This window comes from Pseudomonas sp. S3_E10 (assembly GCF_054667615.1).
This window is the reverse complement of the sequence record NZ_CP162743.1, coordinates 2312230-2337396: the sequence shown is the minus strand read 5'-3', so window position 1 is coordinate 2337396 and position 25167 is coordinate 2312230. Positions and strand designations below refer to the sequence as shown.

Sequence of the window (25167 nt, the reverse complement as noted above, 5' to 3'; positions counted from 1 at the left end):
CGCCGCGCAGCGTCGGTCAGATGCGGAAGCGACCGACCAGGGTTTGCAGGTAGACACCCAGGCGCGCCAGTTCGGCGCTGGATGCGGCGGTCTCTTCGCTGGCCGACGAGGTTTGTTCCGACACATCGCGCACGTTCAGCACGCTCCGGTTGATCTCTTCCGCCACGGCGCTTTGCTGTTCGGCGGCGGTGGCGATCTGCGAGTTCATCGCCTGGATGGTCGAGACGGTACGGGTGATGTTTTCCAGGGCGCTGCCGGCGCGGCGGGTCAACTCGACGCTACTGTCGGTGAGGCTGCGGCTGTTGTCCATGATGGTCGCCACCTGCTGGGTGCCGCTCTGCAGGCCGACAATCAGCTCTTCGATCTCTTCGGTGGACTTCTGGGTACGCTGGGCCAGGCTGCGTACTTCGTCGGCCACTACGGCGAAACCGCGCCCGGCTTCACCGGCTCGCGCGGCTTCGATGGCCGCGTTGAGGGCCAGCAGGTTGGTTTGCTGGGCCACGGATTTGATCACGTCGAGTACGCTGCCGATCTTGTCGCTTTCCTGCTTCAGGTCGGCCATGGCAACCGTGGAATTACCGACTTCAGTGGCCAGGCGCTCGATCTGGGCGATGGCTTCGCCGACCACTTTGTCGCCCTCGCGAGCCTGCTGGTCCGCCGCGACGGCGGCTTCCGAGGCCTCTTCGGCGTTGCGTGCCACTTCCTGTACGGTCGCAGCCATTTCGTTCATGGCGGTGGCGACCTGATCGGTCTCGATCTTCTGGCTGTTGACCCCGGCGCTGGTCTGTTCGGTCACGGACGACAGCTGCTCGGCGGCGCTGGCGATCTGGGTGACGCCATCGCTGATACCACCGATCAGTTCCCGCAGGCCCAGGGTCATGCTTTGCATGGCCCGTTGCAGTTGGCCCAGTTCGTCCTGGCGCAGCGAGTTCAGGTTGTGGCTCAGGTCGCCCGAGGCGACGCGTTCGGCCACTTGCAGGGTCTGGTTCAGCGGAATGATGATCTGGCGGGTGATGGCCCATGCGGCAACCAGGCCGAAGATCAACGCCAGGGTGGTGGCCAGCGCCAGCAGTTGTTTGGCTTGTGCGGCGTCGTTGTCGCGGACCACGGTCTGCGAAACGGTGAGTTTGTTGCTGCGATCCAGCAGGACATCGCCCTGGGCGCTCATGATTTTCAGTGCGGCGGCGCTCGCCACCTGAGAGTCGCGGTACTGGCTGACCGCTGCGCGGTAGGCTTGCAGCGAAACGCCGGCCTGTTGCAGGTTGGTCGAAAATTGTTCAGGCAGTTGGCCGGTCAGCTCAGTGGCTTTCTTCAAGGCGTTGTCGATGGCGTCCAGCGCGGGCTGTTCCGCCTCGACCTTGCCGCTGTAGGTGTAGCCGCGCACTTGGAAACGCGCCTGTTGGATCAGTTTGCTCAGGCCGACGATGCTGTTGAACTGGCTGACACTGTCGCCCTGCAACAGGGTTTTTTCCACTTCGCCGACCTTGATTACCGCGTTGTCGGCAGTGTCGCCCAGTTTGCTGCGGGCGTTTTCGCGGTTGGCCCCGGCCTGGACCATGGCGTCGAAGGCGCGTTTGTATTGGTCGACGGCAGCGAGTTGGTCGTCGATCAAGACGATGTCGGCGGGTTGCTCGATCAATGTGCGCGCGGTTTTCAAGCCGCTTTCCAGTTGGCCAAGGAAGCCATTGACCGCTGTCGGGCCCTGCTCGCCGCGACGCATTTCGAAGTCCAGGCGCGCGATGCGCAGGTCCTTGGTCAGGTCGTTGAGGCTGGCGATATAACCCAGCTTGTCGCCACGGCTGATCACCCCGGAGAGCCCGGTCCAGCCGGTGAACGTCGTGATCAGCGTCAACAGCAATACCAGGCCAAAGCCCACGCCCAGCTTGGTCTTGACGCTGACATTACCCAGCTTTTCGGCTAACGCACGGTACATGTTGCAAACTCCCCTGGAGCACGGCTTGGACTTATTGCAGGGGTTATCGGCATGAGCGCAGGAATCTATAGCCACATCGGATCTGTGCTGTGGTTAGAACAGTCGGGCGAGCAACGCGGTCACGGCGGTTTCAACCCGCAGGATGCGTGCGCCGAGCTGCACCGGTTGCAGGCCGGCCTTGGTCAGCAGGTCGACTTCGTAGGGGATCCAGCCGCCTTCGGGGCCGATGGCCAATGTGACCGGTTCATCCAGGCCACGCGGGCAGGGTGGGTAGTCGCCGGGGTGGCCGACCAGGCCCCGGGTGCCTTGCGTCATCGCCGGCAGGCGGTCTTCGACGAATGGCTTGAAGCGCTTCTCGATGATGATCTCGGGCAGCACCGTGTCCCGCGCCTGTTCCAGGCCGAGGATCAGTTGTTCGCGAACCGCCTCGGGTTCCAGAAACGGAGTTTGCCAGAAGCTTTTTTCCACCCGGTAGCTGTTGACCAGCACCACCTTCGGCACGCCCATCGCCGCCACGGTTTGCAGCACACGACGCAGCATTTTCGGGCGCGGCAGGGCCAGCAACAGGGTCAGCGGCAGTTTGGCCGGGGGCGGCTGGTCGAAGCTCACCTGCAGCTCGGCTTCGCTGGCTTCCAGGCGCAGCAAGTGTGCATTGCCCATCAAGCCACCCATGCGCCCAACCCGCAGGTTGTCGCCTACGGCGGCGCGGTGGACTTCCTGCATATGCACCAGGCGCCGATCACGCAGCACCACGCGGTCGGCCGCTATAAAGTCGGCCTCTTCCAGTAGCAGCAGGTTCACGGCTGGGTCGCTGGCGGCTGGTCGTCGTCGGCGGGTCTGTCATCCGGGTGTTCGCCGCGCTTGCTGATCAGGCCGCTGAACAGAATGCCGATCTCGAACAGCATCCACATCGGCACGGCCAGCAGGGTCTGGGAGAAAATGTCCGGCGGGGTCAGGATCATGCCGACTACGAAGCAGCCGATGATCACATACGGGCGGATCTTCTTCAGGTACTGCACGTTGACCACGCCGATCCACACCAGCAGCACCACGGCCACCGGGATCTCGAAGGCCACGCCAAAGGCGAAGAACAGCGTCATCACAAAGTCGAGGTAGCTGGTGATGTCGGTCATCATCTCCACGCCGGCCGGGGTGGCGGCGGCGAAGAACTTGAAGATCAACGGGAACACCAGGAAGTAGGCGAACGCCATGCCGGTGTAGAACAGCAGGATGCTCGACACCAGCAACGGGACCGCAATGCGTTTCTCGTGCTTGTACAGGCCCGGCGCGATAAAGCCCCAGATCTGATGCAGGATCACCGGGATCGCCAGGAACAGCGAGACCATCATCGTCAGCTTCAACGGTGTGAGGAACGGTGATGAGACGTCGGTGGCGATCATCGTCGCGCCGGCCGGCAGATACTGGCGCAGTGGCGTGGAGACGAAGGTGTAGATCTGCTGGGTAAAGGCGAACAGCCCGGCAAAGATGATGAAGATGGCCGCTACGCAACGCAGCAGGCGGGTACGCAGCTCGGTGAGGTGCGAGACCAGCGGCATGTGCTGGTCGTTTTCCGGTTTATCAGCGCTCATGGGGCTCGCGGCGGCAATGTTGGGTCATGGGGGGCGGGCGACGCAACGGGCGTCGGCGCAGGCTCGTTGGGGTGGGGCGCGGCTGGCGTGGCGTCGACGACGTGCGGGGCGGCCTGCTCAGGCACAGGCTCCACCGGCTTGGCCGGCTCCTGCACCGGCGAGAGAATCTTGCGTGCCTCCTGCTCCAACGACAGGATATGTTCGTTATGCAGTTGCCGGCGGATCTCGTCGGCGCCGATTTCCCGTTCAACTTCCTGTTTGATCGCGTTGAAACTGCGTTTCAGGCGCCCGATCCACAGGCCGGCGGTGCGCGCGGCACCGGGCAGGCGTTCCGGCCCCAGTACCAGCAGGGCCACGAGGCCGACGAGCAGCAGTTCAGAGAAGCTGATACCAAACATTAGTCAGTGCTCACGAGTCTTTGCGGGTCGGCTCTTCGACTTTCTCAGCCTGCACGTCGAAGGTACGACGCTCGGTGATCGGCTGGCTGGCCTGCGGGTGTGCAGGCTGGGCCGGCGGTACGGGATTGGCCGCAGGGTCGGCGGGTTTTTCGTCGTCGTTCATGGCTTTACGAAAGCCCTTGATCGACTCGCCGACATCGGTGCCCAGGTTTTTGAGTTTCTTGGTGCCGAACACCAGTACCACCACTACCAGAATGACGATCCAGTGTTTCCAGTCAAAAATGCCCATGCTGCAAATCCTCGATAAAAATTATTCAGGCGGACGGACGCGAGGCCTTCTCAGCGTGCCCGGACAAGCCGAAGCGACGGTCCAGTTCATCCAGTACGGCCTGCGGATGCTGCCCCAGTTGGGCGAGCATGACCAGGCTGTGAAACCACAGGTCGGCGGTTTCGTAGATCACATCACTGCAGTCGCCGCTGATTTGCGCGTCCTTGGCGGCAATGATGGTCTCGACGGATTCTTCGCCGAGCTTTTCCAGGATCTTGTTCAGGCCCTTGTGGTACAGGCTGGCGACGTAGGAGCTGTCGGCGTCCGCGCCTTTGCGGTCTTCCAGTACCTGGGCCACGCGGTTCAGGGTATCGCTCATGGTCAGTGTCCTGCGGAATAAATGGCGTGCGGGTCTTTGAGCACCGGTTCTACAACCTTCCACTCGCCGTTCTCGAACACGCGATAGAAGCAGCTGTGACGGCCGGTGTGGCAAGCGATGCCGCCGATCTGCTCGACCTTGAGGATTACCACGTCGGCGTCGCAGTCCAGGCGTATCTCATGCAGGGTCTGCACATGTCCGGACTCTTCGCCCTTGCGCCACAGTTTGCCACGCGAACGTGACCAGTAAATGGCGCGCTGCTCAGTGGCGGTGAGGCTCAGGGCCTCGCGGTTCATCCAGGCCATCATCAGCACGCGCCCGGTCTTGTAGTCCTGGGCGATGGCCGGCACCAGGCCGTCACTGTCCCATTTGATCTCGTCCAGCCAGTCTTTCATGTTCGGCTCCGGCAATTTGCAACAGTGTATAACCGGATCGGCTATCGACGCACGATCAGATAAACGCCCACGGCGACCATGATGCCGGCCGGCCAATGGCCCAACTGATTCAACGGGCCGCCAATCGCCAGCATGACCCCGCCCACCAGGTGCGCGGCGCCGAGCAGGCGCAGGAACCAGTCGTCCTTGCGCTTGCGCCACGGCGGCTCCGGGTCCTTGGCGTGGGGTTGGGACATGCGCTCCAACAGGTCGCGGGTCATGTTGGCCAGGTGCGGCAGTTGTTCCATCTGGCTGTGCAGGTTGCCCAGCACAGTCTTGGGGCTCATGCGCTCGCGCATCCAGCGTTCCAGGAACGGCTGGGCGGTGTTCCACAGGTCTAGATCCGGGTACAACTGGCGGCCCAGGCCCTCGATGTTGAGCAAGGTTTTTTGCAGCAAGACCAACTGCGGTTGCACTTCCATGTTGAAGCGCCGCGCGGTCTGGAACAGGCGCATCAACACCTGACCGAACGAAATATCTTTTAACGGTTTTTCGAAGATCGGTTCGCACACCGTACGGATCGCCGCTTCGAATTCGTTGAGTTTGGTCTCCGCCGGCACCCAGCCGGAATCGATGTGCAACTGCGCCACGCGGCGATAGTCGCGCTTGAAGAAGGCAAACAGGTTACGCGCCAGGTAGTCCTGGTCTTCCGGGGTGAGGCTGCCGACGATGCCGCAGTCGATCGCGATGTACTGCGGGCTCCACGGGTTGACGGTGCTGACGAAAATGTTGCCTGGGTGCATGTCGGCGTGGAAGAAACTGTCGCGAAATACCTGGGTGAAGAAGATCTCCACGCCGCGCTCGGCGAGCATCTTCATGTCGGTGCGCTGGTCGGCCAGGGTGGCGAGGTCGGTGACCTGCACGCCGTAGATGCGCTCCATCACCAGCACCTTGGGGCGGCACCAGTCCCAATACACCTGCGGCACGTAGAGCAGCGGTGAGCCTTCGAAGTTGCGCTTGAGCTGGCTGGCGTTGGCGGCTTCGCGTAGCAGGTCGAGTTCGTCGTAGATGGTTTTTTCGTAGTCGGCGACCACGTCCACCGGGTGCAGCAGGCGAGCATCGGCGCTGAAACGTTCGGCGGCGCGGGCGAGGATGAACAGCCATGCCAGGTCCTGGCCGATGATCGGCTTGAGGCCGGGGCGGATCACTTTCACCACCACTTCTTCACCGTTCTTGAGCTGCGCGGCGTGCACTTGCGCCACCGAGGCCGAGGCCAGCGGCTCGACATCGAAGCGGCTGAACACGTCGCTGATCGGCTTGCCCAGTTGTGCCTCGATCAACGCCATCGACTGCTTGGAATCGAACGGCGGTACGCGGTCCTGCAGCAGCATCAGCTCATCGGCGATGTCTTCGGGCAGCAGATCGCGACGCGTGGAGAGGATCTGCCCGAACTTGATAAAGATCGGCCCCAGGTCCTGCAACGCCAGGCGCAGGCGCGCGCCACGGCTCAGCTCCAGCTGTTTGCGCGGGAACCAGCGCCACGGCAGCACGTAGCGCACCGCCAGCAGGAACCACGGCAGGGGCAGGGCGAACAGCAGGTCATCGAGACGGTAGCGGATTACGACGCGCTGGATACGAAACAAACGGCGGACGGCGAGCAGCTTCATGCGTTATCGCTTGGATCAAGGGAACGGCTCAGGCGCTCGAAGCGCGCCTCAAGGCGTTCCAGGTCGATTTTGGCCTTGTCGAGTTCGCGAAAGCGCGCTTGCGCTTCCCGCTGCCCGACCAGGGTGCGCGATTCTTCGCTCAGGTATTCGGCGAGGTTCTGGTTGAGGCTGGCGAACCCTTGCTGGTACCAGCGCGAGCGGCTGCGCAGGTGCCCGCTGATCAAGTGGGTGGCGACGGGGCCGATCCAGCGTGACAGCTCGTATTCCCAATCCAGCTCCAGGTCTTGCAGCACGGCGGCGAGGTCCATCAGCACCGAGCTGTCGCCTTCCAGTGCCACTTCGGCGCTATGCAGGATGGCGGTCTTGTTGCGACTCAGCGCCAGGTGCAGCAGGCTCGACGCCGGCGCGCGCAGGGTGCAGTCGGCGTCGGCGGCCCAGTGGCTGGCTAGCAACAGGCCTTCATCGCTGGGCAGGATAAACAGCTGCAAGGCGGGGCTCGTGCAGTCGACGGCGATGATCTTGCCGTTCAGATGCGCGAGCCGAGCCAGGGCGGTACTGTCCAGGCGCAGCACACGGTTAAGGCCGTGTTCGACGCTGGCGAGCAGGCCTTGCAGCAGCATCAGGGCTTGATACCGCGGTGCAGGGCGACGATGCCGGAAGTCATGTTGTGGTAGGTCACACGGTCAAAACCGGCTTCTACCATCATCGACTTCAGGGTTTCCTGGTCGGGGTGCATGCGGATCGACTCGGCCAGGTAGCGATAGCTCTCGGCGTCATTGGTGATCAGCTTGCCCATCAACGGCATGAACGCGAAGGAGTAGGTGTCGTAGACCTTGGACATCAGCGCGTTGGTCGGCTTGGAGAACTCCAGCACCAACAGGCGCCCACCCGGCTTGAGCACGCGCAGCATCGAGCGGATCGCGTCCTCCTTGTGGGTGACGTTACGCAGGCCGAAGGCGATGGTCACGCAGTCGAAATGGTTGTCGGGGAACGGCAGCTTTTCGGCATCGGCCTGGACGAACTCGATATTGCCGGCGACGCCTTTGTCGAGCAGGCGGTCGCGGCCGACCTTGAGCATCGAACCGTTGATGTCCGCCAGCACCACCTGGCCGGTGGGGCCGACGAGCTTGGAGAACTTGGCCGCCAGGTCGCCCGTGCCGCCGGCGATGTCGAGCACGCGGTTGCCAGTGCGCACGCCCGACAACTCGATGGTGAACCGCTTCCACAGGCGGTGCATGCCGCCGGAAAGCACGTCATTCATCAGGTCGTACTTGGCGGCGACTGAGTGGAACACCTCAGCGACTTTTTCCGCTTTTTGGCTTTCCGGGACGTTCTTGAAGCCGAAGTGAGTGGTGGGTTCGGCATCGCTGCCTTTGCGCTGATCAGTCATATCGCTGTCACCAAAAGAGAATGCGGGACATGATAATCCCCAAGGCCTGCTTTGTCTTGGCAAGGCTGCAGGTAAGATAGCTACCCACCGAGACCTTTTGCCGCATCGAAGGTATTCAAATCCCTATAAAGAGGAATCATCGCGATGGCCCGTATAACCGTTGAGCGGGCACATGCCCTGGGTAAAGAAGGGGCGCGAGCGAAGGCCGAGAAGTTGGCGCTCAAACTCAAGGAGCAATATGGCCTGGAGCCGTCGTGGTCTGGCGATACCTTGAACCTCAAGCGCTCCGGGGTGAAAGGCACAGTATTAGTGGCCGATGATTCTCTGCGCATCGATGTGGAACTGGGCCTGTTGATGTCGGCCATGAGCGGCACTATCAAGTCCGAAATCGAGAAAGCCCTGGATAAGGCATTGGCCTGAGCGCGTGTTCTTAGGGTGCCGATTCTAATTTTTAACCCTACTTTGTGCCCACGCCCTCAACTCCTGCGGGCCGTTCCTCCACCCTATCCTGCGTGAGGTGCACCATGGCCAAAGTTATCCTGAAGAAAAAAATCGACGTACAAACCGGCGCCCTGACTGACGTTAAAACCTACGCACGCAAGATCTGGCTGGCGGGTCTTGGTGCCTATGCCAAGGTCGGCAGCGAGGGCGGCGAGTACTTCAAAGAGCTCGTTAAGAGTGGTCAACATGTTGAAAGTAAAGGTAAAAAAGTTGCCGTTGAACAACTTGATGCCGCCAACAGTCAGATTGACCAAGTCAAGAGTAATGTCTCCGTTGTCAAAGGTCTGGTAGAAGTTCAGCTGGATAAAGTTGAAAAAGCTTTTGATACTCGCGTTGCAAGTGCCTTGAATCGAATCGGCATTGCGTCTAAACATGACGTGGAGACACTCTCTGCTAAGCTCGAAGAGCTGACGGCATTGCTCGAACGTGTCGCGCGTAAACACTAAGGAGACATCGGGATGGCTGTTAAAAAGACTACTCAGAAAGAAGGCAGCTCGTGGGTCGGGAAAGTTGAAGAATATTCCCGCAAAATCTGGCTCGCTGGTTTAGGCGTGTACTCGAAGATCGACAGTGACGGCAGCAAACTCTTCGAGACTTTGGTTAAAGACGGCGAAAAGGCCGAGAAGTTGACCAAGAGCGCAGTGGGTAAACAAGTGGGTGCTGCTAAAGCGACCGCCGGTTCACGCATCAGCGATGCGAAGAAACAGGTATTGGGGACTTGGGGCGAACTCGAAGGGGCGTTGGACAAGCGCCTTAACAGTGCCATTTCACGCTTGGGCGTTCCCAGCAAAGCTGAACTGAAGGCGCTGCACAGTAAGGTCGATACCCTGACCAAGCAAATCGAAAAACTCACCGGCGCCAAAGTGGCTCCAGTGAAAACCGCCGCGGCTAAGCCTGCCGCTAAAACGGCTGCCGCCAAGCCGGCCGCTAAAGCCGCCGCCAAACCCCTGGTAAAAGCTGCGGCCAAACCAGCGGCCAAGGCACCCGCGAAGGCCGCCGCCAAACCCGCGGCCAAAACCGCGGCAGCCAAGCCTGCGGCAAAACCGGCCGCTAAGCCAGTCGCTGCAAAAGCGGCTGCCAAGCCCGCCGCTAAACCAGCTGCCAAGCCGGCCGCGAAACCCGCCGCTAAAGCCGCTGCAAAACCTGCGGCCAAGGCGGTTGCAAAACCTGCCGCCAAACCTGCGGCTAAAGCGGTTGCCGCCAAACCTGCCGCCGCCAAGCCAGCGGCAAAACCCGCTGCCGCGAAGAAGCCTGTGGCCGCGAAAAAACCAGCAGCGCCCAAGCCGGCTGTCGCGGCCAAGCCTGCCACCCCTGCCGTTTCCACGGCCAACTCGGTCTCCGCGCCGACGCACGCGGCTACGGCTCCTACTGCAACGCCGGTTACGCCGACGTCCTCCAGTCAGTCCTGATTTTTTCCAGGATATAAAAATGCCCGGCCTGTGAAGTCCGGGCATTTTTTTGCGTGCTCAATTGTAGGTAATCGACACGGTGACGGCGCTGGCCAGGGTGCCCTGGGTGACCGCTGCGCCGGTTTTATAGTAGGCCGCACTGAGTGGCAGCACAGCTTTGTTACCGCTCGTGGTCACGGTACGGCTGCGCTGAGCCTCCGTGCCGTTGGCAGGGATGGCATACAAGGGAGAGGCCCGGTGTATCAGCCACAACGCGGTACCGCTCGAGGTGCCCGTATTGGAAAACAGAATGGGGTTCTCGTGCGCGGGCGTGCCGGCGAATTGGAAAACCACCGTGCGTATGTCCGACTCGCAATCGGCGGAGACCTCGAAATCAAGCGAACCCGCACTTGGGCTTGCGTCAAAGTCCGAAATTTTGATGGCCGGCAAGGTGATGGTGCGGTTCACGTCGCCGGCGCTGAGGTCACAGGTGCCACCGTTGACCTGACCGGCAAAGGTCAGCGTACCCGTGGTGGCGGCGAGCACCGTTTGGCTCGCCAGGCTCACATTGATTGCCAGCAGCAGGGGCAGTTTAAGGAAGCTCATGGGTCGTTCTCGGGGTTCAGTTGTAGGTGATGGTGACGGTAGCGGTGCTGGCGAGGGTACCTTGGCTGACCGTGCCGTTTCGGTGATAAGCCGCGCCGAGCGGCAACACCGCTCGATTGCCGGAGACCGCTACCGTGCGTGTGTTTTCGGTGCCGTTCGCGAGGATATTCTGGGTTCTCCCACCCACGCGCGAGTACAGCCATAGCGCAACGCCGCCGGCCGTGCCTGTATTGGCAAAGAGCCGGTCATCGCCTGGCGCGGGGGTGCCGGAAAAACTGAAGGTCACAGTGGCGGCATTGCTGCAGTGGGCCGTTAACTCAAACTCGCGCGCACCGGTGTACAGCGCATGTTGAAAGGCGCTGACTTGCACCGGGTCAAGGGAAACCGTGCGGTTGACGTCACCGGCCGCCAAGTCGCAGGTGGCCACGGGGCTGACGAAACGTACCGAGTTGCCGAGCCGCAGGATCATGTTCGGCTCCGTATGCCAGTAGTACCTGAAGATCTCACCGCTGTTCATGACCCCGGCGGGCGTCGGTCCGATTTTGTAGAACGCCGCCTCCGCATTGGTGAGGGTTACCCAGGTTCCCTCGTTCGCGAAGGCCGCTTGATTGTGTATGGCAAAGGCCGTAGTCACTCCGCGTGCGTCTTTCATGAAGATGCGCAGGCCGATGCCTGGCACTTCGGTGAGATAGGTGAGCGTGCCCGGGTCTCGTAAGTTGGGGTATTTGCCAATGACCGTTACCTGGGTAGAGGTGGGGCAGCGGATAAACAGGCCGGGTGCGGTCCCGCTGAACGGCTGTCGGGTAATCAGGCTGCCCACGGGAAGATTGTCCGGCACGGTGATCGTCGCGGCGAGCGTGAGGGTATGGGTCGTGGCGCTGGGGTAGCTGTCGCATGCCGCGTGGGCCGCTATCGACCCGCCACAACCCAATAGCGTCAAAACGAGTGTGATCGAGTGTTTCATGCTGGGCCTCGCAAAATGAGTTTTTCAGACAGGGTTGGCGCCGGCTTCACAGGTGCCCGCGTTCAGGTGGCGTAACCGCTGGGTGTTATCGCTGGAAACTGGCGTGCCTGCGCCATAGGTCAACCGACACAGGGTTTGCGCACCCGCGCCCCACTTGACCGTCAGTTGCCCTTGCGGGCGGGACACGCGCACAAAGGCTTTGCCGCCCTGGCCAACAATCCCGACGCTGGCGCCATCCTCATCGAATACGTCCGAGCCGAACGGCAGCGCGCTGCCATCGTCGCGCCGTGCAGTAATCAACAGGGCCTGGCCGCTCACGGTCGCAAATTGCAGCTTCACCACCGCGCCGGCGCGGGGTGCCACGTTGTGCGACGCGGTCTTGAGTTCTATGTCGACGGCAAGGTCTTTGGGGTCCAACTCCACGACATTCTTGCGGTAGGGCGTGAGATGGGGCACTACGGCAAAGCCGCGCCGGCCAATCTGGGCGCCGTGGTTGCCATTGATGCGCGCGCCGACCGCACCCGGTGCCTGGACGATGCCAACCGTATCGCCCAGTTCGGGGGCGAACGTCACGCCGCCCGCATGGGCCACGATGCCGCCGGTCATGCCGAACGATGTCGAGCGATAGGCATTGCTCTGGCCGTAGCCGGCGGACAGCACGCCATGGCTGGTCTGGTATTTCATGTCGGCGCTGGTGGCGTTGCCGCTGCCGTCGGCCCGGCTGGCGTTCAAACCATAACTGAGTTCGCTGCGCTCACCCATGCTGCCGCCCAGGCTCACGCGCTCGCCACTGCTCTGGTCGCCCCGATAGACGGTGGTGGTCAGGGTCGGTGAACGCGCACCGCGGCCCAATGGCAGGCTGAATGACAGGTCAAACTGCTGGTCGACCCGTTCGCTGAGCAGGTCGCGGGTGCGCTGCACGCTGACGGTGTAATGCAGCTTTTGCCAATGGCTGCTGTAGCCGGCCGTGAAGGTCAGGTTGCCATTGGTGCGGTTCCAATAGTGCTGCGAGGAACCGGTCAAAAAAACCGAGCCGTTGCCCAGGCTCTGGTTGAGGCTGATGTCCATCCGGTCGCGCAGGCGCGAGACGCTGTCGCCTTTGAACCCGTCGATAGCCAGGTCGCGAACGCGGGCGGCGTCGCTCACGCTGAGGAAACCGGCGGTGGAGTAACGGTATGCACCGAGGGCAAAGTGGGTGCCTGTGTCGGCGAAGTTCTTGCTGTAGCGCACCTGTACGCTTCGCCCCTCGCGCGAGCCGTGGCCCGGCAGGCGAGCGTTGGAGCGGGTCAGGTCGAGCGACAGCGCACCCAGCGGGGTATTGAAGGCCGCGCCCAGCAACTGCGATTGGTAGTCGTCGCTGAGCACCGCGCCGGTGTAGCCGGTCAGCAGGTTGCTCAGGCCTTGTTGATACGTCGCCTGGGCCAGCGAAGGCGGGTGGCGCAGGCCGATCTCATCCAGCGTGCCGACACTGACTGAGTAGCGTTGATAGCCGGGGCGCAGCAGGTTGGCGTTGGCGGCAAACGGCACGATGAATTCACGGGTGCGGCCGTCGGCCTCGGTGATCGTCACGCTGAGGTCGCCGCCGTAACCGGTGGGGAACAGGTCATTGAGCACGAACGGGCCGGGCGCCACGGACACCTCGTCCAATAGCACCCCGCGCTGGCGCACGCTGACCCGTGCGTTGGTTTCGGCGATGCCGCGCACCACCGGGGCAAAGCCGGTCCGGGCGTCAGGCAACATCCGATCATCACTGGCCAGGCTGGTGCCGCGCAGGCGTACGCTGTCGAACAGTTCACCCGGCGTGTAGAGTTCGCCCACCGTCAGTTGGGCCTGCAATGCGCTGATTTCACGCTGCACATACGTGGCGCTGCGTTGGTAGCCGGAGGTCGTCTGGGTGCGGGTGTAGCTGCCGTTGTGGCGCCAATGCCAATCGCCGAGATTGAGCCCCGCATTCACGCCCAAGTAGCTGGAACTCAGCGAACGATCACCGGCCTGTGTGGCAAAGGTATTGGCGTTATAGCGCACAAAAGCGGCATTGATGCCGCTGTCCCAGTGCTGGGGGTCAACATAACCCCGTGGCTGACGTTTGAGGTAGATCTGCGGGACTTGCAGGTCCAGGCGGCTTTCGCCCGATTCAAACTGGCTGCTGGCGCCTGGCAAGTACGCGGCGATGTCAGCGCAGCTGGAAAGCGCGGAAGCTTGCACCGCCGCCAGATCAATCCCGAACCTGAGCAGCGCATCGCGCTCCAGGCACAATTGCGCCGACTTGTGGCCGGCGACGGCCGCAAAGGCCAATGTCTCGCGGCCGATCCACTGGCCGTTGAGGTAGACCTCGGTGCGATAGCTGCCGGGCAGCACCACATTGCCTTGGTTGAAGCGTGAAATATCAACCTGCAAGCCGGCGGCGCCATCCGGGAAGAACGCCGGGTTGAACTCGACATGCTCGGCGCAGTGGCCGCTCAGTGCGTGGGCGCTTCCCGCCAGCAACACGCCGCGCACCGAACGCTTGAACCGTTGGTGTCTCACCGATGCTGTCTTCAAACTCATGTTTAGCGTACTCAAACAGTGGTTGTGCAAATGTGGGCATGGGGAGCCCCTGCCCAAGCCAATGGGCATCAACCGAAGCGGTGCGAATCACCTGGCCGGCCTGCCGCGACAGGCCATGATTGGCGCCAGCCGGCTATGCCCTAAGGCCGTGCGCGGTCATGGCAATACCTTGGCGTTGTGGGAGACCGTTACGCCAAAGTCATCCAGAGTCTGGAACACCACGTTGGTCGTGCGGCCTGGAAAAGAGCTGAGCGTCGGCAGCTCGAAACGCCTGCGCCCGCCGGGCATCACCATGTTTTCGGGGCCCGACGCCGCCGATTTGCGGGGGTGACGCTGGCCCGAGACCTGCACGTCGATCTGTTCGAAGGTCAGGTGATAGGGCGTCGGGTTAAAGACCTCCAGCGCTTGGCCGTGCTCACCCGAGACGCGTCGCCACTGCAGTTTTGCCGGCGCCGCCTCGACCGCGTAAGGCAAGTTGTGTGGGCGCAAAAACAGCTTGATACGAGTGCGGAAGGCCAACTGCAATTGATTGCTGTGGCGAGCGCCGTGGGGCTGTGAGGGCACCTCCAGCACGTTGAACCAGAACAGGCTTTCTTGCGCAGGCGCTAAGGCTTCACCTGTGTAGGCCAGGCGCACCACGTGTTGCTTGCCGGGTTCCATGCGAAAAATCGGCGGTGTGGCGACGAAGGGGATGTCGGTCAGCCCCGGGGTTGAATGCTCATCGCCGCGATCCAGCCAGACCTGGACCAATACCGGCACCTGGTTTTTGCTTTCCAGCCTGACCGTTACCTCTTTGTCGTTCTGGGGGTAAATAATCCGCGTGCTGTTGATGACAACACCGGCGTGTGCCGTGAGCGCGCTCATCAGCACAATGCTCGCCAGCACAGGTAAAACCGACATCGCCTGCATGGGTTATCCGCCGCTGTAGGTCAGGTCAGCCGAGTGCTGCACTCGGGCGCCAAAGTCGCTGACCGTGGTGAACTCCACCCTGGCCGCGTGGCTGGGGGGGTTGCGCAATTGGGGCAATACAAACCGCTTCACGTCGCCTGCCGGCAGCATCAGGCTGTCGTCGGCGGCCTGGTTCGGTGCCTTGCTGAACCGCTTGGCGCCGCTGACCAATACCACCGTGGCCAACGAAATATGGTACGGCGTGGGGTTGCTGGCCTGCAGGGCGAACCCGCGATCATGGGCCACCAGGCGCCACTGCAATTTTGAGGCGGCCGCCGTGACCGGATAAGGCAGCGACGCCGGCCGCAGGAACACCCGCAAACGCGTGCGAAACGACATTTCGAGCTGGTTGTTCTGCGCGGCATCGGCCGACAGCGGCGGCACCTCCAGCACGTTGAGCCAGAACAGCCGTTCGCGGTCGACGGGCAGCGGTTCGCCGGTATAGCGCAGGCGCAGTGCCTGCTGCTGGTTGGGCTCGATGCGAAACAAGGGCGGTGAAAGGGCGAACGGCGTCTGGGCGGTTGCCGGGGTGGAGTGTCGGTCACCGCTGTCGAGCCACGTCTGTACCAGCGTCGGGCGGTCTCCCTTGTTCTCCAGGCGCACAATCACCTCCTGCCGCTCGGCGGGGTAGATCACCCGAGTGCCATGCACAATCACGCCGGCCATGGCGGGCGGCGCAAACGCGGGCAGGCCTGCAACGGCACAGCAGGCAAGCACGAGGGCGGTGATTGTTTTCATCATGGTGATCGCTTCGCGCTCCTGGCGGCGCTCTACTCGGCGTACTCGACCATAAAGCCGACACGCGTCTTGACCGTGCCTTCGGTCGCGGCGCCACTGGCGAACATTTGTGCTGCCAGGGGGATGATGGCCTGGTTGTCGGCAATCACCACGCCATCGGATTTATCGGTGTAGACATTGATCGGGACGCCGTCGCGGCGCGTTATTTCAACTTGCACGTTCTTGGCGGTGGTGGTGTCGGCCGGGTCGTCGTGACCATCGATATTCAGGCGCCCGGTGGCTACATCGATGGCCGGGCTGGTGGGGTCGAAGGCAACCATGGCGGTGCGCCCATTGGTGCAACTGGCCTCGCCGGGCGCACCGATACGAATCGTGAAACCGGTCAGGTTGGAGCGACTGCCCGCGGTTGCCAGTCGCGAAGCGCTCACGCCGCCCAGGTTGACGTTTTTGACCACTGCGCGGGTGCCCGCCGTTGCACTTTCGATTGTGCAGGTCACATCGGAGACAAGCCCGGTGAAGTTGATCACACCGTCAGCGGCATTTGCCGCAGCACTCAAGGCAAGAACGGCCGCGGCGGTGGAGAGAGCGTAAAGGTTCATCGTATGTCCAGTTATTAAGTGAGGTGTAACTCGCCTCCGGTTAATGCGGCCTGGGTCTTGGCGATCGCATCTTTCTGGATTGGCGTTGAGGACAATTTGTATCAAAAGTTGAACGCGCTCTATAGAAAACCTACGAATAACCGTTCGTGATTGTTCGAAATCGTGTTGTTTTGTTTATTGATTTTGAAGTTGCGTTTCTGTGTGTAAGAAAACGACTCAGCTGTTTCCTTCAGTTATTACTGTAAGGCGCGGCATTAAATAACCTGCCTTAATATTGAAGCCGCTCAAGTGCTGAGCTATACCGGGCTCAGCGTGTTGTATTTACCGACGCAGGTGTTCAGATGCGTACTTCCACTGCGTATACCGTGATGTTGTTGGATGACCATGAAATGGTTCGCCAAGGCATTGAGCTGAGCCTGAGTAAAGAGTCCGATATCGAAGTGATCGGTTCCTTCGCCACGGCGCGAGACCTGCTGGAGGCGCTATCCCGGCGGTTGGCGGATGTGGTGGTCATGGACTTCGCCCTGGCGCCGTCGGACCTCGATGGCCTCAGCCTGATCAAAGCGCTGCACAGGCGCTTTAGCAGTTGCCGGCCGTTGGTGGTGTTTTCGCACTGCACGCCGGCCACCGTTTCATTGTCATTGAAGGCCGGGTGCTGGGGGATCCTGGGTAAAACGCAAAACCTGGCGGACCTGTTCACGGCTATTCGAACGGTTGCCCAGGGGCGACTTTATCTACAGCCCAGTAGTGTATTGGCACTGCAAGACCTGCACGCGGGGCGTGATGTTGCAAATAAACAGGCGGACTTGGCGAGCGCTCTGCAACTCAGTAGCGGCCTCACGCCCAAGGAACAGGAAGTACTAAGGTGTTTTCTGGACGGGATGAGCGTCAATTCAATTGCCGCCAAGTTTTCGCGCAGCGCAAGTACGATCAGCACGCAAAAACAATCGGCTTATCGAAAGCTGGGTATTTCCAGCGACAGTGAACTGTTCAAGTTCACTCAGCAGTTCGGCAAGCCGGCATAACCGCCGGTCAAGTCGGATCGTCCAGATAACGCAGCGCCAGGCGTTGCGTTGCCTGGCGTGCGGGCGGCAACAGATGGGGCGCCACCAGCATCATGATCTGGTAGACCACCACCCGCACCTCGCCTTCGCGGTCGAGGATGCGCTGGTAGTCCAGGGAAAACAGCAAGGTCATGGTGATCTGTTCCACCAACTGCCCCAGCGCCTGGGTGTCGCTGACCAACTGCCCGGCCGCCTTCAGCCGCGCCAGCAATGACGCCAGGGTGCGCTTGAGCGCGGTGAGCAGGTGGCGAATGCCCTTGGCCAGTTTCGGCAGGCGCCCGGCCAGGTTGGACAGGTCCTGGAACAAAAACCGGTAATGGGCCAAACGTTCGACGATCAGGTGCAGGAACAGCCAGTAATCCTGGGCCTCCAGCTGTGCGTCCGCCGGTGGGTCGAGCAGCGGCGCCAGCTCGTTTTGAAAGCGCTCGAACAACCCAAGTACCAGCGGCTCCTTGCCATGGAAGTGGTAGTAGAGGTTGCCGGGGCTGATCCCCATTTCGTTGGCGACTTCCATGGTCGACACGTTCGGCTCGCCCTTTTGGTTGAACAACTGCAGGGCGCATTCAAGGATACGGTCGCGGGTCTTCATCCAGTCTTCTTAATGTGATCGTTGAGCTCAGCGCACACGCACGTAAGTGCCCGGCGCCGCTTCCATCGGTGGGTAATTCTGGTTGCCCAGGGCGGTGAGGGTTTCGCGTTGCATGCCCGAGCGCTGCTGGATCCAGTCCAGCCACTGCGGCCACCAGCTGCCTTCGACATGATTGGCGTCGTAGTACCAGGCGCGCGGGTCGCTGCTCAGCTTGGGGTTCTCGACGTAGTTGGCCTTGGGGTTGCCCGGCGGGTTGAGGATGCTCTGGATATGCCCGCTGTTGGACAGCACGAAGCGCCGGTCGCCCCCGAGCAATTGCGTGGAGCGGTACACCGCGTCCCACGGCGTTATGTGGTCGTTGATCCCGGCGACGCTGAAGCTGTCCACCGTGACTTTCTGCAAGTCGATGGGCGTGCCGCACACCTCCAGGCCGCCCGCGTGGGTCAGTGGGTTGTGCTTGAAGAAATCCAGCAGGTCGCCATGCAGCGCAGCGGGCAGGCGGGTGTTGTCGTTGTTCCAGTACAGGATGTCGAAGGCCGGCGGTTCCTTGCCCAGCAGGTAGTTGTTGATCCAGTAGTTCCAGATCAGGTCATTGGGGCGCATCCAGGCGAACACCTTGGCCATGTCGCGGCCGTCCAGCACGCCTTGCTGGTAGGAGCGGCGCTTGGCGGCTTCCAGGGTCTGCTCATCGGCGAACAGCATGGCCGGGCCGTCGATCTGGCTGTCGAGCAGGCTCACCAGGTAGCTGGCGCTGGAGACGCGTCGCAACTGACGCTTGGCTTGCAGGTGGCCTTGCAGGGCGGCGATGGTCAGGCCGCCGGCGCAGGCGCCCATCAGGTTGACCTCGCGGGCACCGGTGATCGCCCGGCACACGTTGAGTGCTTCCTCCAGCGCCGCCACATAAGTGGAAAGACCCCATTCGCGATGCCGCACGTCGGGGTTGCGCCAGCTGACCATGAACGTCTGCAAGCCATTCTTGAGCGCGTATTGCACAAAGCTGTTGGCCGGGCTCAGGTCGAAAATGTAGTACTTGTTGATCTGCGGCGGCACGATCAACAGCGGCCTGGCGTACTGTTTTTCGCTCATGGGCTTGTACTGGATCAGCTCCAGCAGCTCATTGCGAAACACCACCGAGCCTGGGGTGGTGGCGACGGTCTTGCCCACTTCGAATGCATGCTTGCTGACTTGGCGCGGCAGGCCATTGTTGTGCAGCAGGTCGTCGAACAGGTTGCTCACACCGCGCACCACGCTGTTGCCGCCGGAGTTGAGCAGTTCCTTGATCGCCAGCGGGTTGAGCAGGGTATTGGAGGGCGACACCGCGTCATTGATCAGGGCCAAGGCAAAGTGCGCGCGGGCCTGGTCGTCGGCGCTCAGGGCGCTGTCATCGATCCAGTGGCGAGTCTGCTTCTGCCAGCTCAGATAGGCTTGCAGGCTGCGCCGGTAGAAGGGGTTGAGCGTCCAGGTGGGGTCGACGAAGCGGCTGTCGCGCGGGTTGGGTTCATGCACCGTCTCCCCGAGCAGCACGCGACCCAATTGGCCACCCAGGGCCAGGGCGTGACGGGCGGTATGCACCGGGTTGCGCAGGCCGTGAGCGGCAACGCTGCGCAGCGTGGACAGCAAATCCCGGCCGCGCAGGCCGGTGATTGCGTTTTGCGCATTGATAAACGCGGCAGGGGTGGGCGCCGGGTTCGTCACGGGTCTTTCTCGCATGAGCCAACACTCCTTCGTCAAACCATCAACAGGCACGCCAATTCAGAACCATAGCCGGTTCCCGGCAAGTTGCGCGGCGGTGTGGTCCTTACACCGCGGGTCTTGGGTGAATCACGGCGCGCAGGCGCTCCTCCTCCAGAAACTTCATGATGATCGGTGCCACGGCCTCGGCCCGGGTGATCAGGAACAGATGCCCGTCATCGATGATGTGCAACTGTGCGTTGGGAATGCGCCAGGCGAGCATGCGCATGTTGACCAGCGGGATCAGCGGGTCGTCGTCCCCCGCCAGTACCAGGGTTGGCTGGCGGATCTTGTGCAGCCAGTGGATGCTGGTCCAGCCCAGCCCGGCGAACAGCTGCCAGTAATAGCCGAGCTTGCCGGCCGAGCGCACTTTGCTGGCATGCTCGGCGGCCAGCTTGGAATCGCGGCGGAATGAGCCGCCATAAATCATCGGCGCGATGCGCACCACGTGGGACGGCTGGATGTAGCGGCGTGGGCTGGCCATCAGCCACAGCACCTTGGGCTTGCCCGGCACCATAAAGGCGCCGGCCGCGGTGGCGGCCAGAATCAACTTCTTGCAGCGCTCCGGGTAGTCATAGGCAAACTGCTGCGCCAGCGCCCCGCCCCAGGACACCCCTACCGCATTCACCTGGCCATAATCCAGGTAATCGAGCATGCGCGCGGTGAGTTTGGCCAGGCCGGGAAAGCGGTAGGGCCGCTTGGGCGTGGACGAACCGCCCACGCCCGGTACATCGAAGGCGATCACTTCCAGGTCCGGGTCCAGCGCCTGTACAAACGGAAACACCAGCTCAAGGTTGGCGCCGATGCCGTTGAAAATCAGCAGCGGCGTCAAGTGAGGCTTGCCTGGGCGTACCGCCGTGCGGATGGTCTGGCCATCCAGGTCGATGGTACGGAAGATGAACGGTTGCGGCATGCTCAAGCCCTGTGAAGTGTTACAGCCGGAGTGCGGTCCAAATGGGGGAGGGGGCTTGCTCCCGATTGCAATTGCTCAGCCAATGGATCAACTGACTGACACACCGCTATCGGGAGCAAGCCCCCTCCCACATTTGATCCCATTTCAATCTAGCGCTCGTGTACATAGGTTCCAGGTGCCGCTTCGGCTGCGACGTAGGTTTTATTGCCTAATGACGTCGGCGCCTTCTTCAGCTTGCCCGCCCGTTCCGCCTGCCAGGCCTGCCAATGCAGCCACCACGAATCCGTGTGCTTGGTCGCGTTTTCTTGCCATTCCAGCGGCTTGCCCGCCAGGCTGTCGCTGGTCTGATAGCGTGCCTTGGGGTTGCCGGGCGGGTTGAGGATGCTCTGGATATGCCCGCTGCTGGACAGCACGAACTCCACCTTGCCGCCAAACAGCTGCGCCGACTTGTAGCAAGACTGCCACGGCGTGATGTGGTCGTTGGTACCGGCCAGTGAATAGATATCGGCGGTCACTTGCTTGAGGTCGATGGGGGTGCCGCACACTTCCAGCGCGTTGGGGCGCACCAGCGGGTTGTTCTTGAACAGCTCGATCAGGTCACCGTGGAACGCCGCGGGCAAGCGCGTGGTGTCGTTGTTCCAGAACAGGATGTCGAACACCGGCGGCTCGTTGCCCAGCAGGTAGTTGTTGACCCAGTAATTCCAGATCAGGTCGTTGGGGCGCATCCAGGCGAACACTTTGGCCATGTCGCGGCCTTCCAGCACGCCGGCCTGGTAGGAGTGGCGCTTGGCTGCTTCCAGGGTTTGCTCGTCGACGAACAAGGCCACCTGAGTGTCCAGGGTGGTGTCGAGCACGCTGACCAGCAGGGTCAGGGCGTTGACCTTTTTCTCCCCCAGCGCGGCGTAGTGACCGAGCAGGGCCGTGCAGGTGATGCCGCCGGAGCAGGCGCCGAGCATGTTGATGTCTTTGCTGCCGGTGATCGCCGTGACCACATCCACCGCTTCCTTGAGCGCCTCGATATAGGTCGACAGGCCCCATTCACGCTGGGCCTTGGTCGGGTTGCGCCAGCTGACGATAAACGTCTGCTGCCCATTGCGCAGGCAGAAGCGCGCCAGGCTTTTATCCGGGCTCAGGTCGAACACATAGAATTTGTTGATTTGCGGCGGCACCACCAGCAGCGGGCGCTCGTGCACCTGCTCGGTGATCGGCTTGTACTGGATCAGCTCCAGCACGTCATTGCGAAACACCACCGCGCCTTCGGTGGTGCCCAGCGATTTACCGACTTCAAAGGCGCCCATATTGACCTGGCTCGGCATGCCGCCGTTGTGCACCATGTCTTTGGCCAGGTGCGACAGACCGTCGAGCAGGCTCTTGCCGCCGGTTTCGAAGAAGCGTTTGACCGCCGCCGGGTTGGCCGCGCTGTTGGTCGGTGCCATGGCTTCGGTCATCAGGTTGATCACGAAGTGGCCGCGGCTGATGTCCTGTGCGGGAAGGTTACTGTCACCGATCCAGTCGTGCAGTTCCTTGCGCCACGCCAGGTAGGTTTGCAGGTAGCGTTTGTAGAGCGGGTTCTGGCTCCAGGCCGGGTCGTGAAAGCGACGGTCGTCGCTCTCGGGCACCAGCGCGGATTTGCCGAACATCACATTCTTGAGTTCCACGCCAAAGTGGGCGACGTGTTTGACGCTGTGCAACGGTTGCTTGATGGCTTGGGTCAGCACCATCTTCGCCGAGGCCAATAAATCCTTTTTGCGTAACGCGATGATCGGGTTCAGCCCCAGGGTGTTTTCCGAGGCCTGGCGTTTCAAGTCATCGTTGTTCTTGTTACTCATCTACGACGCTCCATTGTCCGAAAGACGAGTACCGGGTACCGCTGCGTACGAAGTTTCGATACACAACACAAGCCTGGTACTGCGACTCGGGTGACCGTTGATACCGCATCGTCAAATGCAGGGAACTTGCCAGTTCCATTGGTTACCCGAGTTTAATTTTTTTCGCAAGCGGGCCAATCGTTGGCCACGAGACAGGGCATTCAAGCAGATGAAATTAGAAAATGCCCTCTAAAGAGCAAGAAGCCTGGGCTAGAGCATCAGCCGCACGACCGACTGACTCGGGTCGCGGGTTTTTCCGGCAGCCTTGAGCTCGGCGAGATAATCGGCCCACAGCGCGTCCTGACGCACGGCCAATTGGTAGAGGTAGTCCCACGTGAACAGCCCGCTGTCATGCCCATCGTCGAAGGTCAATTTCAGTGCGTACTGACCGGCCGGTTCCAGCTTGATCAACCTGACGTTGAGCTTGCCGTATTGCAGGATGGGTTTGCCGTGGCCCTGGACCTCGGCGGAAGGGGAGTGCACTCGCAGGAATTCGGCGGGCAGTTGGTAGGTTTCATCCGGCCCGTAAGTGAGGCTGAGGGTGTTGGAGGTTTTGTGCAGGTTTACGGCAGTCGGAAATTTGGACATTGGAGATAACCCTGAAATGTGGGAGCAAGCCCCCTCCCACATTGAAGCAAAGCAGTTCGGTGTGAGGCTTACAGGATATACCGCGACAAATCTTCGTTCTGCGCCAATTCGCCCAAGTGGCTGTTGACGTAGTCAGCGTCGATCTTGATCGCCTCGCCATTCTGCGCACCAGCCATGTCGCCTGCGCTGAAGGACACTTCCTCAAGCAGGCGCTCAAGCAGTGTGTGCAGGCGACGGGCACCGATGTTCTCGGTCTTTTCATTGACCTGCCAGGCGATCTCCGCCAGGCGCTTGATGCCGTCGGCCTGGAACTCGATGCCCAGCCCTTCGGTTTTCAGCAGTTCGCGGTATTGCTCGGTCAGCGAGGCATGCGGTTCGCTGAGGATGCGTTCGAAGTCGCCCGGGGTCAGGGCCTTGAGCTCCACGCGGATCGGCAGGCGGCCTTGCAACTCCGGCACCAGGTCGCTTGGCTTGCTCAGGTGGAACGCGCCGGAGGCGATGAACAGGATGTGGTCGGTCTTGACCATGCCCAGCTTGGTGTTGACGGTGCAGCCTTCGATCAGCGGCAGCAGGTCACGCTGCACGCCTTCGCGGGACACGTCGACGCCGCCGGAATTGCCGCGCTTGGCCACCTTGTCGATCTCATCGATAAACACGATGCCATGTTGTTCGACCGCTTCGAGGGCCTTGGCCTTGAGCTCTTCCTCGTTCACCAGGCGCCCGGCTTCTTCATCGCGCACCAGCTTGAGCGCCTCTTTCACCTTGAGCTTGCGGCTTTTCTTCTTGCCCTTGCCCATGTTGGCGAACAGGTTCTGCAACTGGCTGGTCATTTCTTCCATGCCAGGCGGTGCGGAGATGTCCACGCCAGACACTTCGGCAACTTCGATCTCGATTTCCTTGTCATCCAACTGGCCTTCGCGCAGGCGCTTGCGGAACAGTTGGCGGGTGTTGGAATCCGACGACGGCGCGGCATCTTCGTTGAAGCCCATGCGCGCCGGTGGCAGCAGGGCATCGAGGATGCGCTCTTCGGCGGCGTCTTCGGCGCGGTGGCTGACCTTGGTCACTTCCTGTTCGCGCAGCATCTTCAGGGCGGCGTCGGCCAGATCACGGATGATCGACTCGACGTCCCGGCCCACATAGCCGACTTCGGTGAACTTGGTCGCTTCGACCTTGATGAACGGTGCATTGGCCAGTTTGGCCAGGCGCCGGGCAATCTCGGTTTTACCGACACCGGTCGGGCCGATCATCAGGATGTTCTTGGGCGTCACTTCAACGCGCAGTTCTTCGGGCAGTTGCATCCGGCGCCAGCGGTTACGCAGGGCGATGGCAACGGCGCGCTTGGCATCGTCCTGGCCGATGATATGGCGGTTAAGTTCGTGGACGATTTCGCGGGGAGTCATGGACATAGTGTTTGGCGGCCTCAAGCAGGAATAAGCCTACGGCTTACTCGGCGAGGTCCTGCTCCTCAATGGTCTGGTTGTGGTTGGTGAACACGCAGATATCGCCGGCGATGCCCAGGGCGGTCTCGACGATTTCCCGGGCCGACAGGTCGGTTTTCTTCAGCAGTGCGCTGGCCGCGGCCTGGGCGTAACCACCGCCGGAACCCATGGCGATCAGGCCATGTTCAGGCTCAACCACATCGCCATTGCCGGTGATGATCAAGGACGCGTCTTTGTTGGCCACGGCCAGCATGGCTTCCAGGCGGCTGAGGGAGCGGTCGGTGCGCCACTCTTTGGCGAGTTCGACGGCAGCGCGCACGAGGTGGCCCTGATGTTTCTCAAGCTGGCCTTCGAAACGCTCAAAAAGGGTAAAGGCATCGGCGGTGGCGCCCGCGAAGCCGGCGAGTACCTGACCGTGGTACAGGCGACGCACTTTTTTCGCGTTGCCTTTCATCACGGTATTACCCAGGGAAACCTGGCCGTCGCCGCCCATGACGACTTTGCCGTGGCGACGTACTGAAACGATGGTGGTCAAGGGGAGAGTCTCCACGCAGCGGGGCGAAAATGCCCTGATGGAAACTCATATGGGGGTGGTGGGGGTGATTTCAACCTTGAGTGCTTAGTGCGGACGAATGGTGTCTATTGGTCTGACACCCTTTCGAGAACACCGAGAAGCCAATGTGGGA

The 25167-nt window shown here is 61.6% G+C and carries 27 protein-coding genes and 1 pseudogene; 4 read left to right on the top strand and 24 right to left on the bottom strand.

The window, feature by feature from the left end; translation table 11 throughout:
• Positions 1-16: 16 nt before the first annotated feature.
• The 11 genes and pseudogenes from AB4N98_RS10550 to ubiE form a co-directional block, all read right to left on the bottom strand.
• Complete coding sequence (locus AB4N98_RS10550; protein ID WP_460063875.1) at positions 17-721, bottom strand: methyl-accepting chemotaxis protein; 705 nt, start codon at positions 719-721, stop codon at positions 17-19.
• A gap of 201 nt (positions 722-922) precedes the next feature.
• A pseudogene (locus AB4N98_RS10545) lies at positions 923-1933 on the bottom strand (methyl-accepting chemotaxis protein); the annotation flags it as partial.
• A gap of 93 nt (positions 1934-2026) precedes the next feature.
• The gene (locus tag AB4N98_RS10540; RefSeq protein ID WP_017526554.1) at positions 2027-2734 is read right to left on the bottom strand and encodes a 16S rRNA (uracil(1498)-N(3))-methyltransferase; all 708 of its coding nucleotides are present in this window, start codon (positions 2732-2734) and stop codon (positions 2027-2029) included.
• Complete coding sequence (gene tatC / locus AB4N98_RS10535) at positions 2731-3522, bottom strand: twin-arginine translocase subunit TatC (RefSeq protein WP_017526553.1); 792 nt, start codon at positions 3520-3522, stop codon at positions 2731-2733. Before tatC ends, AB4N98_RS10540 begins: the two co-directional genes overlap by 4 nt.
• Positions 3519-3920 (bottom strand): Sec-independent protein translocase protein TatB, encoded by a 402-nt coding sequence (gene tatB / locus AB4N98_RS10530; RefSeq protein ID WP_017526552.1) that lies wholly within the window; start codon positions 3918-3920, stop codon positions 3519-3521. The genes tatC and tatB overlap by 4 nt, the downstream gene beginning before the upstream one ends.
• Positions 3921-3930: 10 nt before the next feature.
• Positions 3931-4209 (bottom strand): twin-arginine translocase TatA/TatE family subunit, encoded by a 279-nt coding sequence (locus AB4N98_RS10525; protein ID WP_017526551.1) that lies wholly within the window; start codon positions 4207-4209, stop codon positions 3931-3933.
• A gap of 25 nt (positions 4210-4234) precedes the next feature.
• Positions 4235-4567, bottom strand: coding sequence for a phosphoribosyl-ATP diphosphatase (locus tag AB4N98_RS10520; protein WP_003209299.1), 333 nt, complete (start codon positions 4565-4567; stop codon positions 4235-4237).
• A 2-nt stretch (positions 4568-4569) separates the two neighbouring features.
• Positions 4570-4962, bottom strand: coding sequence for a phosphoribosyl-AMP cyclohydrolase (gene hisI, locus AB4N98_RS10515; RefSeq protein WP_017526550.1), 393 nt, complete (start codon positions 4960-4962; stop codon positions 4570-4572).
• Between the two features lie 41 nt (positions 4963-5003).
• Positions 5004-6608 (bottom strand): ubiquinone biosynthesis regulatory protein kinase UbiB, encoded by a 1605-nt coding sequence (ubiB, locus tag AB4N98_RS10510; RefSeq protein WP_460149413.1) that lies wholly within the window; start codon positions 6606-6608, stop codon positions 5004-5006.
• Positions 6605-7228 (bottom strand): ubiquinone biosynthesis accessory factor UbiJ, encoded by a 624-nt coding sequence (locus AB4N98_RS10505; protein ID WP_017526548.1) that lies wholly within the window; start codon positions 7226-7228, stop codon positions 6605-6607. The genes ubiB and AB4N98_RS10505 overlap by 4 nt, the downstream gene beginning before the upstream one ends.
• The gene (ubiE, locus tag AB4N98_RS10500) at positions 7228-7998 is read right to left on the bottom strand and encodes a bifunctional demethylmenaquinone methyltransferase/2-methoxy-6-polyprenyl-1,4-benzoquinol methylase UbiE (RefSeq protein ID WP_003171186.1); all 771 of its coding nucleotides are present in this window, start codon (positions 7996-7998) and stop codon (positions 7228-7230) included. The genes AB4N98_RS10505 and ubiE overlap by 1 nt, the downstream gene beginning before the upstream one ends.
• Before the next feature lie 144 nt (positions 7999-8142).
• On the opposite strand from ubiE, the gene AB4N98_RS10495 reads away from it, so the two are divergent.
• The 3 genes from AB4N98_RS10495 to AB4N98_RS10485 all read left to right on the top strand — a co-directional run bounded on the left by AB4N98_RS10495 (position 8143) and on the right by AB4N98_RS10485 (position 9908).
• Positions 8143-8418: a polyhydroxyalkanoic acid system family protein gene (locus AB4N98_RS10495; protein WP_017526546.1), complete on the top strand. Its 276-nt coding sequence runs from the start codon at positions 8143-8145 to the stop codon at positions 8416-8418.
• A gap of 104 nt (positions 8419-8522) precedes the next feature.
• Positions 8523-8945: a phasin family protein gene (locus AB4N98_RS10490; protein ID WP_017526545.1), complete on the top strand. Its 423-nt coding sequence runs from the start codon at positions 8523-8525 to the stop codon at positions 8943-8945.
• A 12-nt stretch (positions 8946-8957) separates the two neighbouring features.
• Complete coding sequence (locus tag AB4N98_RS10485) at positions 8958-9908, top strand: phasin family protein (protein ID WP_135196345.1); 951 nt, start codon at positions 8958-8960, stop codon at positions 9906-9908.
• Positions 9909-9965: 57 nt separating this feature from the next.
• On the opposite strand, the gene AB4N98_RS10480 is transcribed toward AB4N98_RS10485, so the two are convergent.
• The 6 genes from AB4N98_RS10480 to AB4N98_RS10455 form a co-directional block, all read right to left on the bottom strand.
• Positions 9966-10493 carry a fimbrial protein gene (locus tag AB4N98_RS10480; protein WP_065879495.1) on the bottom strand — a complete coding sequence of 176 codons (528 nt, stop codon included), beginning with the start codon at positions 10491-10493 and terminating at the stop codon, positions 9966-9968.
• 16 nt (positions 10494-10509) lie between these two features.
• A complete protein-coding gene (locus tag AB4N98_RS10475; RefSeq protein ID WP_065879494.1) occupies positions 10510-11457 on the bottom strand; it encodes a fimbrial protein in 948 nt (315 codons plus the stop codon).
• Positions 11458-11481: 24 nt separating this feature from the next.
• Entirely contained in the window at positions 11482-14004 is a 2523-nt protein-coding gene (locus tag AB4N98_RS10470) for a fimbria/pilus outer membrane usher protein (protein WP_065879493.1), read from the bottom strand.
• A 156-nt stretch (positions 14005-14160) separates the two neighbouring features.
• On the bottom strand, positions 14161-14904 hold the full coding sequence (locus tag AB4N98_RS10465; RefSeq protein ID WP_460149539.1) for a fimbrial biogenesis chaperone: 744 nt from the start codon (positions 14902-14904) through the stop codon (positions 14161-14163).
• Between the two features lie 12 nt (positions 14905-14916).
• On the bottom strand, positions 14917-15690 hold the full coding sequence (locus AB4N98_RS10460; protein ID WP_065879525.1) for a fimbrial biogenesis chaperone: 774 nt from the start codon (positions 15688-15690) through the stop codon (positions 14917-14919).
• A gap of 32 nt (positions 15691-15722) precedes the next feature.
• Positions 15723-16289, bottom strand: a complete 567-nt coding sequence (locus tag AB4N98_RS10455) for a fimbrial protein (RefSeq protein ID WP_065879492.1) — start codon at positions 16287-16289, stop codon at positions 15723-15725.
• Positions 16290-16630: 341 nt separating this feature from the next.
• On the opposite strand from AB4N98_RS10455, the gene AB4N98_RS10450 reads away from it, so the two are divergent.
• Positions 16631-17314 carry a response regulator gene (locus tag AB4N98_RS10450; protein WP_017526537.1) on the top strand — a complete coding sequence of 228 codons (684 nt, stop codon included), beginning with the start codon at positions 16631-16633 and terminating at the stop codon, positions 17312-17314.
• 7 nt (positions 17315-17321) lie between these two features.
• Here the strand turns inward: AB4N98_RS10450 and AB4N98_RS10445 are convergent, their stop codons facing one another.
• From AB4N98_RS10445 to hslV, 7 genes are all read right to left on the bottom strand, one after another.
• Entirely contained in the window at positions 17322-17942 is a 621-nt protein-coding gene (locus AB4N98_RS10445) for a TetR/AcrR family transcriptional regulator (RefSeq protein WP_065879491.1), read from the bottom strand.
• A 27-nt stretch (positions 17943-17969) separates the two neighbouring features.
• Positions 17970-19652, bottom strand: a complete 1683-nt coding sequence (gene phaC / locus AB4N98_RS10440) for a class II poly(R)-hydroxyalkanoic acid synthase (protein WP_460149412.1) — start codon at positions 19650-19652, stop codon at positions 17970-17972.
• A gap of 88 nt (positions 19653-19740) precedes the next feature.
• Positions 19741-20586: a poly(3-hydroxyalkanoate) depolymerase gene (gene phaZ / locus AB4N98_RS10435; protein ID WP_017526534.1), complete on the bottom strand. Its 846-nt coding sequence runs from the start codon at positions 20584-20586 to the stop codon at positions 19741-19743.
• A gap of 149 nt (positions 20587-20735) precedes the next feature.
• Positions 20736-22415, bottom strand: coding sequence for a class II poly(R)-hydroxyalkanoic acid synthase (phaC, locus tag AB4N98_RS10430; protein WP_017526533.1), 1680 nt, complete (start codon positions 22413-22415; stop codon positions 20736-20738).
• Positions 22416-22664: 249 nt separating this feature from the next.
• Positions 22665-23042 carry a gamma-butyrobetaine hydroxylase family protein gene (locus tag AB4N98_RS10425; RefSeq protein ID WP_017526532.1) on the bottom strand — a complete coding sequence of 126 codons (378 nt, stop codon included), beginning with the start codon at positions 23040-23042 and terminating at the stop codon, positions 22665-22667.
• A 68-nt stretch (positions 23043-23110) separates the two neighbouring features.
• Positions 23111-24448: an ATP-dependent protease ATPase subunit HslU gene (gene hslU, locus AB4N98_RS10420; RefSeq protein ID WP_003171208.1), complete on the bottom strand. Its 1338-nt coding sequence runs from the start codon at positions 24446-24448 to the stop codon at positions 23111-23113.
• A 37-nt stretch (positions 24449-24485) separates the two neighbouring features.
• Positions 24486-25016 (bottom strand): ATP-dependent protease subunit HslV, encoded by a 531-nt coding sequence (gene hslV, locus AB4N98_RS10415; protein ID WP_003171209.1) that lies wholly within the window; start codon positions 25014-25016, stop codon positions 24486-24488.
• Between the last annotated feature and the right edge of the window lie 151 nt (positions 25017-25167).

What these genes read in the sequence shown, in the direction of transcription:
- AB4N98_RS10470 (WP_065879493.1), bottom strand. Translation starts at nt 14,004, where the DNA reads ATGAGTTTGAAGACAGCATCGGTGAGACACCAACGGTTCAAGCGTTCG.
- hslU (WP_003171208.1), bottom strand. Translation starts at nt 24,448, where the DNA reads ATGTCCATGACTCCCCGCGAAATCGTCCACGAACTTAACCGCCATATC.
- tatB (WP_017526552.1), bottom strand. Translation starts at nt 3,920, where the DNA reads ATGTTTGGTATCAGCTTCTCTGAACTGCTGCTCGTCGGCCTCGTGGCC.
- AB4N98_RS10465 (WP_460149539.1), bottom strand. Translation starts at nt 14,904, where the DNA reads ATGTCGGTTTTACCTGTGCTGGCGAGCATTGTGCTGATGAGCGCGCTC.
- AB4N98_RS10455 (WP_065879492.1), bottom strand. Translation starts at nt 16,289, where the DNA reads ATGAACCTTTACGCTCTCTCCACCGCCGCGGCCGTTCTTGCCTTGAGT.
- AB4N98_RS10445 (WP_065879491.1), bottom strand. Translation starts at nt 17,942, where the DNA reads ATGAAGACCCGCGACCGTATCCTTGAATGCGCCCTGCAGTTGTTCAAC.
- AB4N98_RS10425 (WP_017526532.1), bottom strand. Translation starts at nt 23,042, where the DNA reads ATGTCCAAATTTCCGACTGCCGTAAACCTGCACAAAACCTCCAACACC.
- phaZ (WP_017526534.1), bottom strand. Translation starts at nt 20,586, where the DNA reads ATGCCGCAACCGTTCATCTTCCGTACCATCGACCTGGATGGCCAGACC.
- phaC (WP_017526533.1), bottom strand. Translation starts at nt 22,415, where the DNA reads ATGAGTAACAAGAACAACGATGACTTGAAACGCCAGGCCTCGGAAAAC.
- AB4N98_RS10495 (WP_017526546.1), top strand. Translation starts at nt 8,143, where the DNA reads ATGGCCCGTATAACCGTTGAGCGGGCACATGCCCTGGGTAAAGAAGGG.
- phaC (WP_460149412.1), bottom strand. Translation starts at nt 19,652, where the DNA reads ATGCGAGAAAGACCCGTGACGAACCCGGCGCCCACCCCTGCCGCGTTT.
- AB4N98_RS10450 (WP_017526537.1), top strand. Translation starts at nt 16,631, where the DNA reads ATGCGTACTTCCACTGCGTATACCGTGATGTTGTTGGATGACCATGAA.
- hisI (WP_017526550.1), bottom strand. Translation starts at nt 4,962, where the DNA reads ATGAAAGACTGGCTGGACGAGATCAAATGGGACAGTGACGGCCTGGTG.
- AB4N98_RS10550 (WP_460063875.1), bottom strand. Translation starts at nt 721, where the DNA reads ATGGCTGCGACCGTACAGGAAGTGGCACGCAACGCCGAAGAGGCCTCG.
- AB4N98_RS10520 (WP_003209299.1), bottom strand. Translation starts at nt 4,567, where the DNA reads ATGAGCGATACCCTGAACCGCGTGGCCCAGGTACTGGAAGACCGCAAA.
- tatC (WP_017526553.1), bottom strand. Translation starts at nt 3,522, where the DNA reads ATGAGCGCTGATAAACCGGAAAACGACCAGCACATGCCGCTGGTCTCG.
- AB4N98_RS10475 (WP_065879494.1), bottom strand. Translation starts at nt 11,457, where the DNA reads ATGAAACACTCGATCACACTCGTTTTGACGCTATTGGGTTGTGGCGGG.
- AB4N98_RS10490 (WP_017526545.1), top strand. Translation starts at nt 8,523, where the DNA reads ATGGCCAAAGTTATCCTGAAGAAAAAAATCGACGTACAAACCGGCGCC.
- AB4N98_RS10480 (WP_065879495.1), bottom strand. Translation starts at nt 10,493, where the DNA reads ATGAGCTTCCTTAAACTGCCCCTGCTGCTGGCAATCAATGTGAGCCTG.
- AB4N98_RS10525 (WP_017526551.1), bottom strand. Translation starts at nt 4,209, where the DNA reads ATGGGCATTTTTGACTGGAAACACTGGATCGTCATTCTGGTAGTGGTG.
- ubiE (WP_003171186.1), bottom strand. Translation starts at nt 7,998, where the DNA reads ATGACTGATCAGCGCAAAGGCAGCGATGCCGAACCCACCACTCACTTC.
- AB4N98_RS10460 (WP_065879525.1), bottom strand. Translation starts at nt 15,690, where the DNA reads ATGAAAACAATCACCGCCCTCGTGCTTGCCTGCTGTGCCGTTGCAGGC.
- AB4N98_RS10485 (WP_135196345.1), top strand. Translation starts at nt 8,958, where the DNA reads ATGGCTGTTAAAAAGACTACTCAGAAAGAAGGCAGCTCGTGGGTCGGG.
- ubiB (WP_460149413.1), bottom strand. Translation starts at nt 6,608, where the DNA reads ATGAAGCTGCTCGCCGTCCGCCGTTTGTTTCGTATCCAGCGCGTCGTA.
- AB4N98_RS10505 (WP_017526548.1), bottom strand. Translation starts at nt 7,228, where the DNA reads ATGCTGCTGCAAGGCCTGCTCGCCAGCGTCGAACACGGCCTTAACCGT.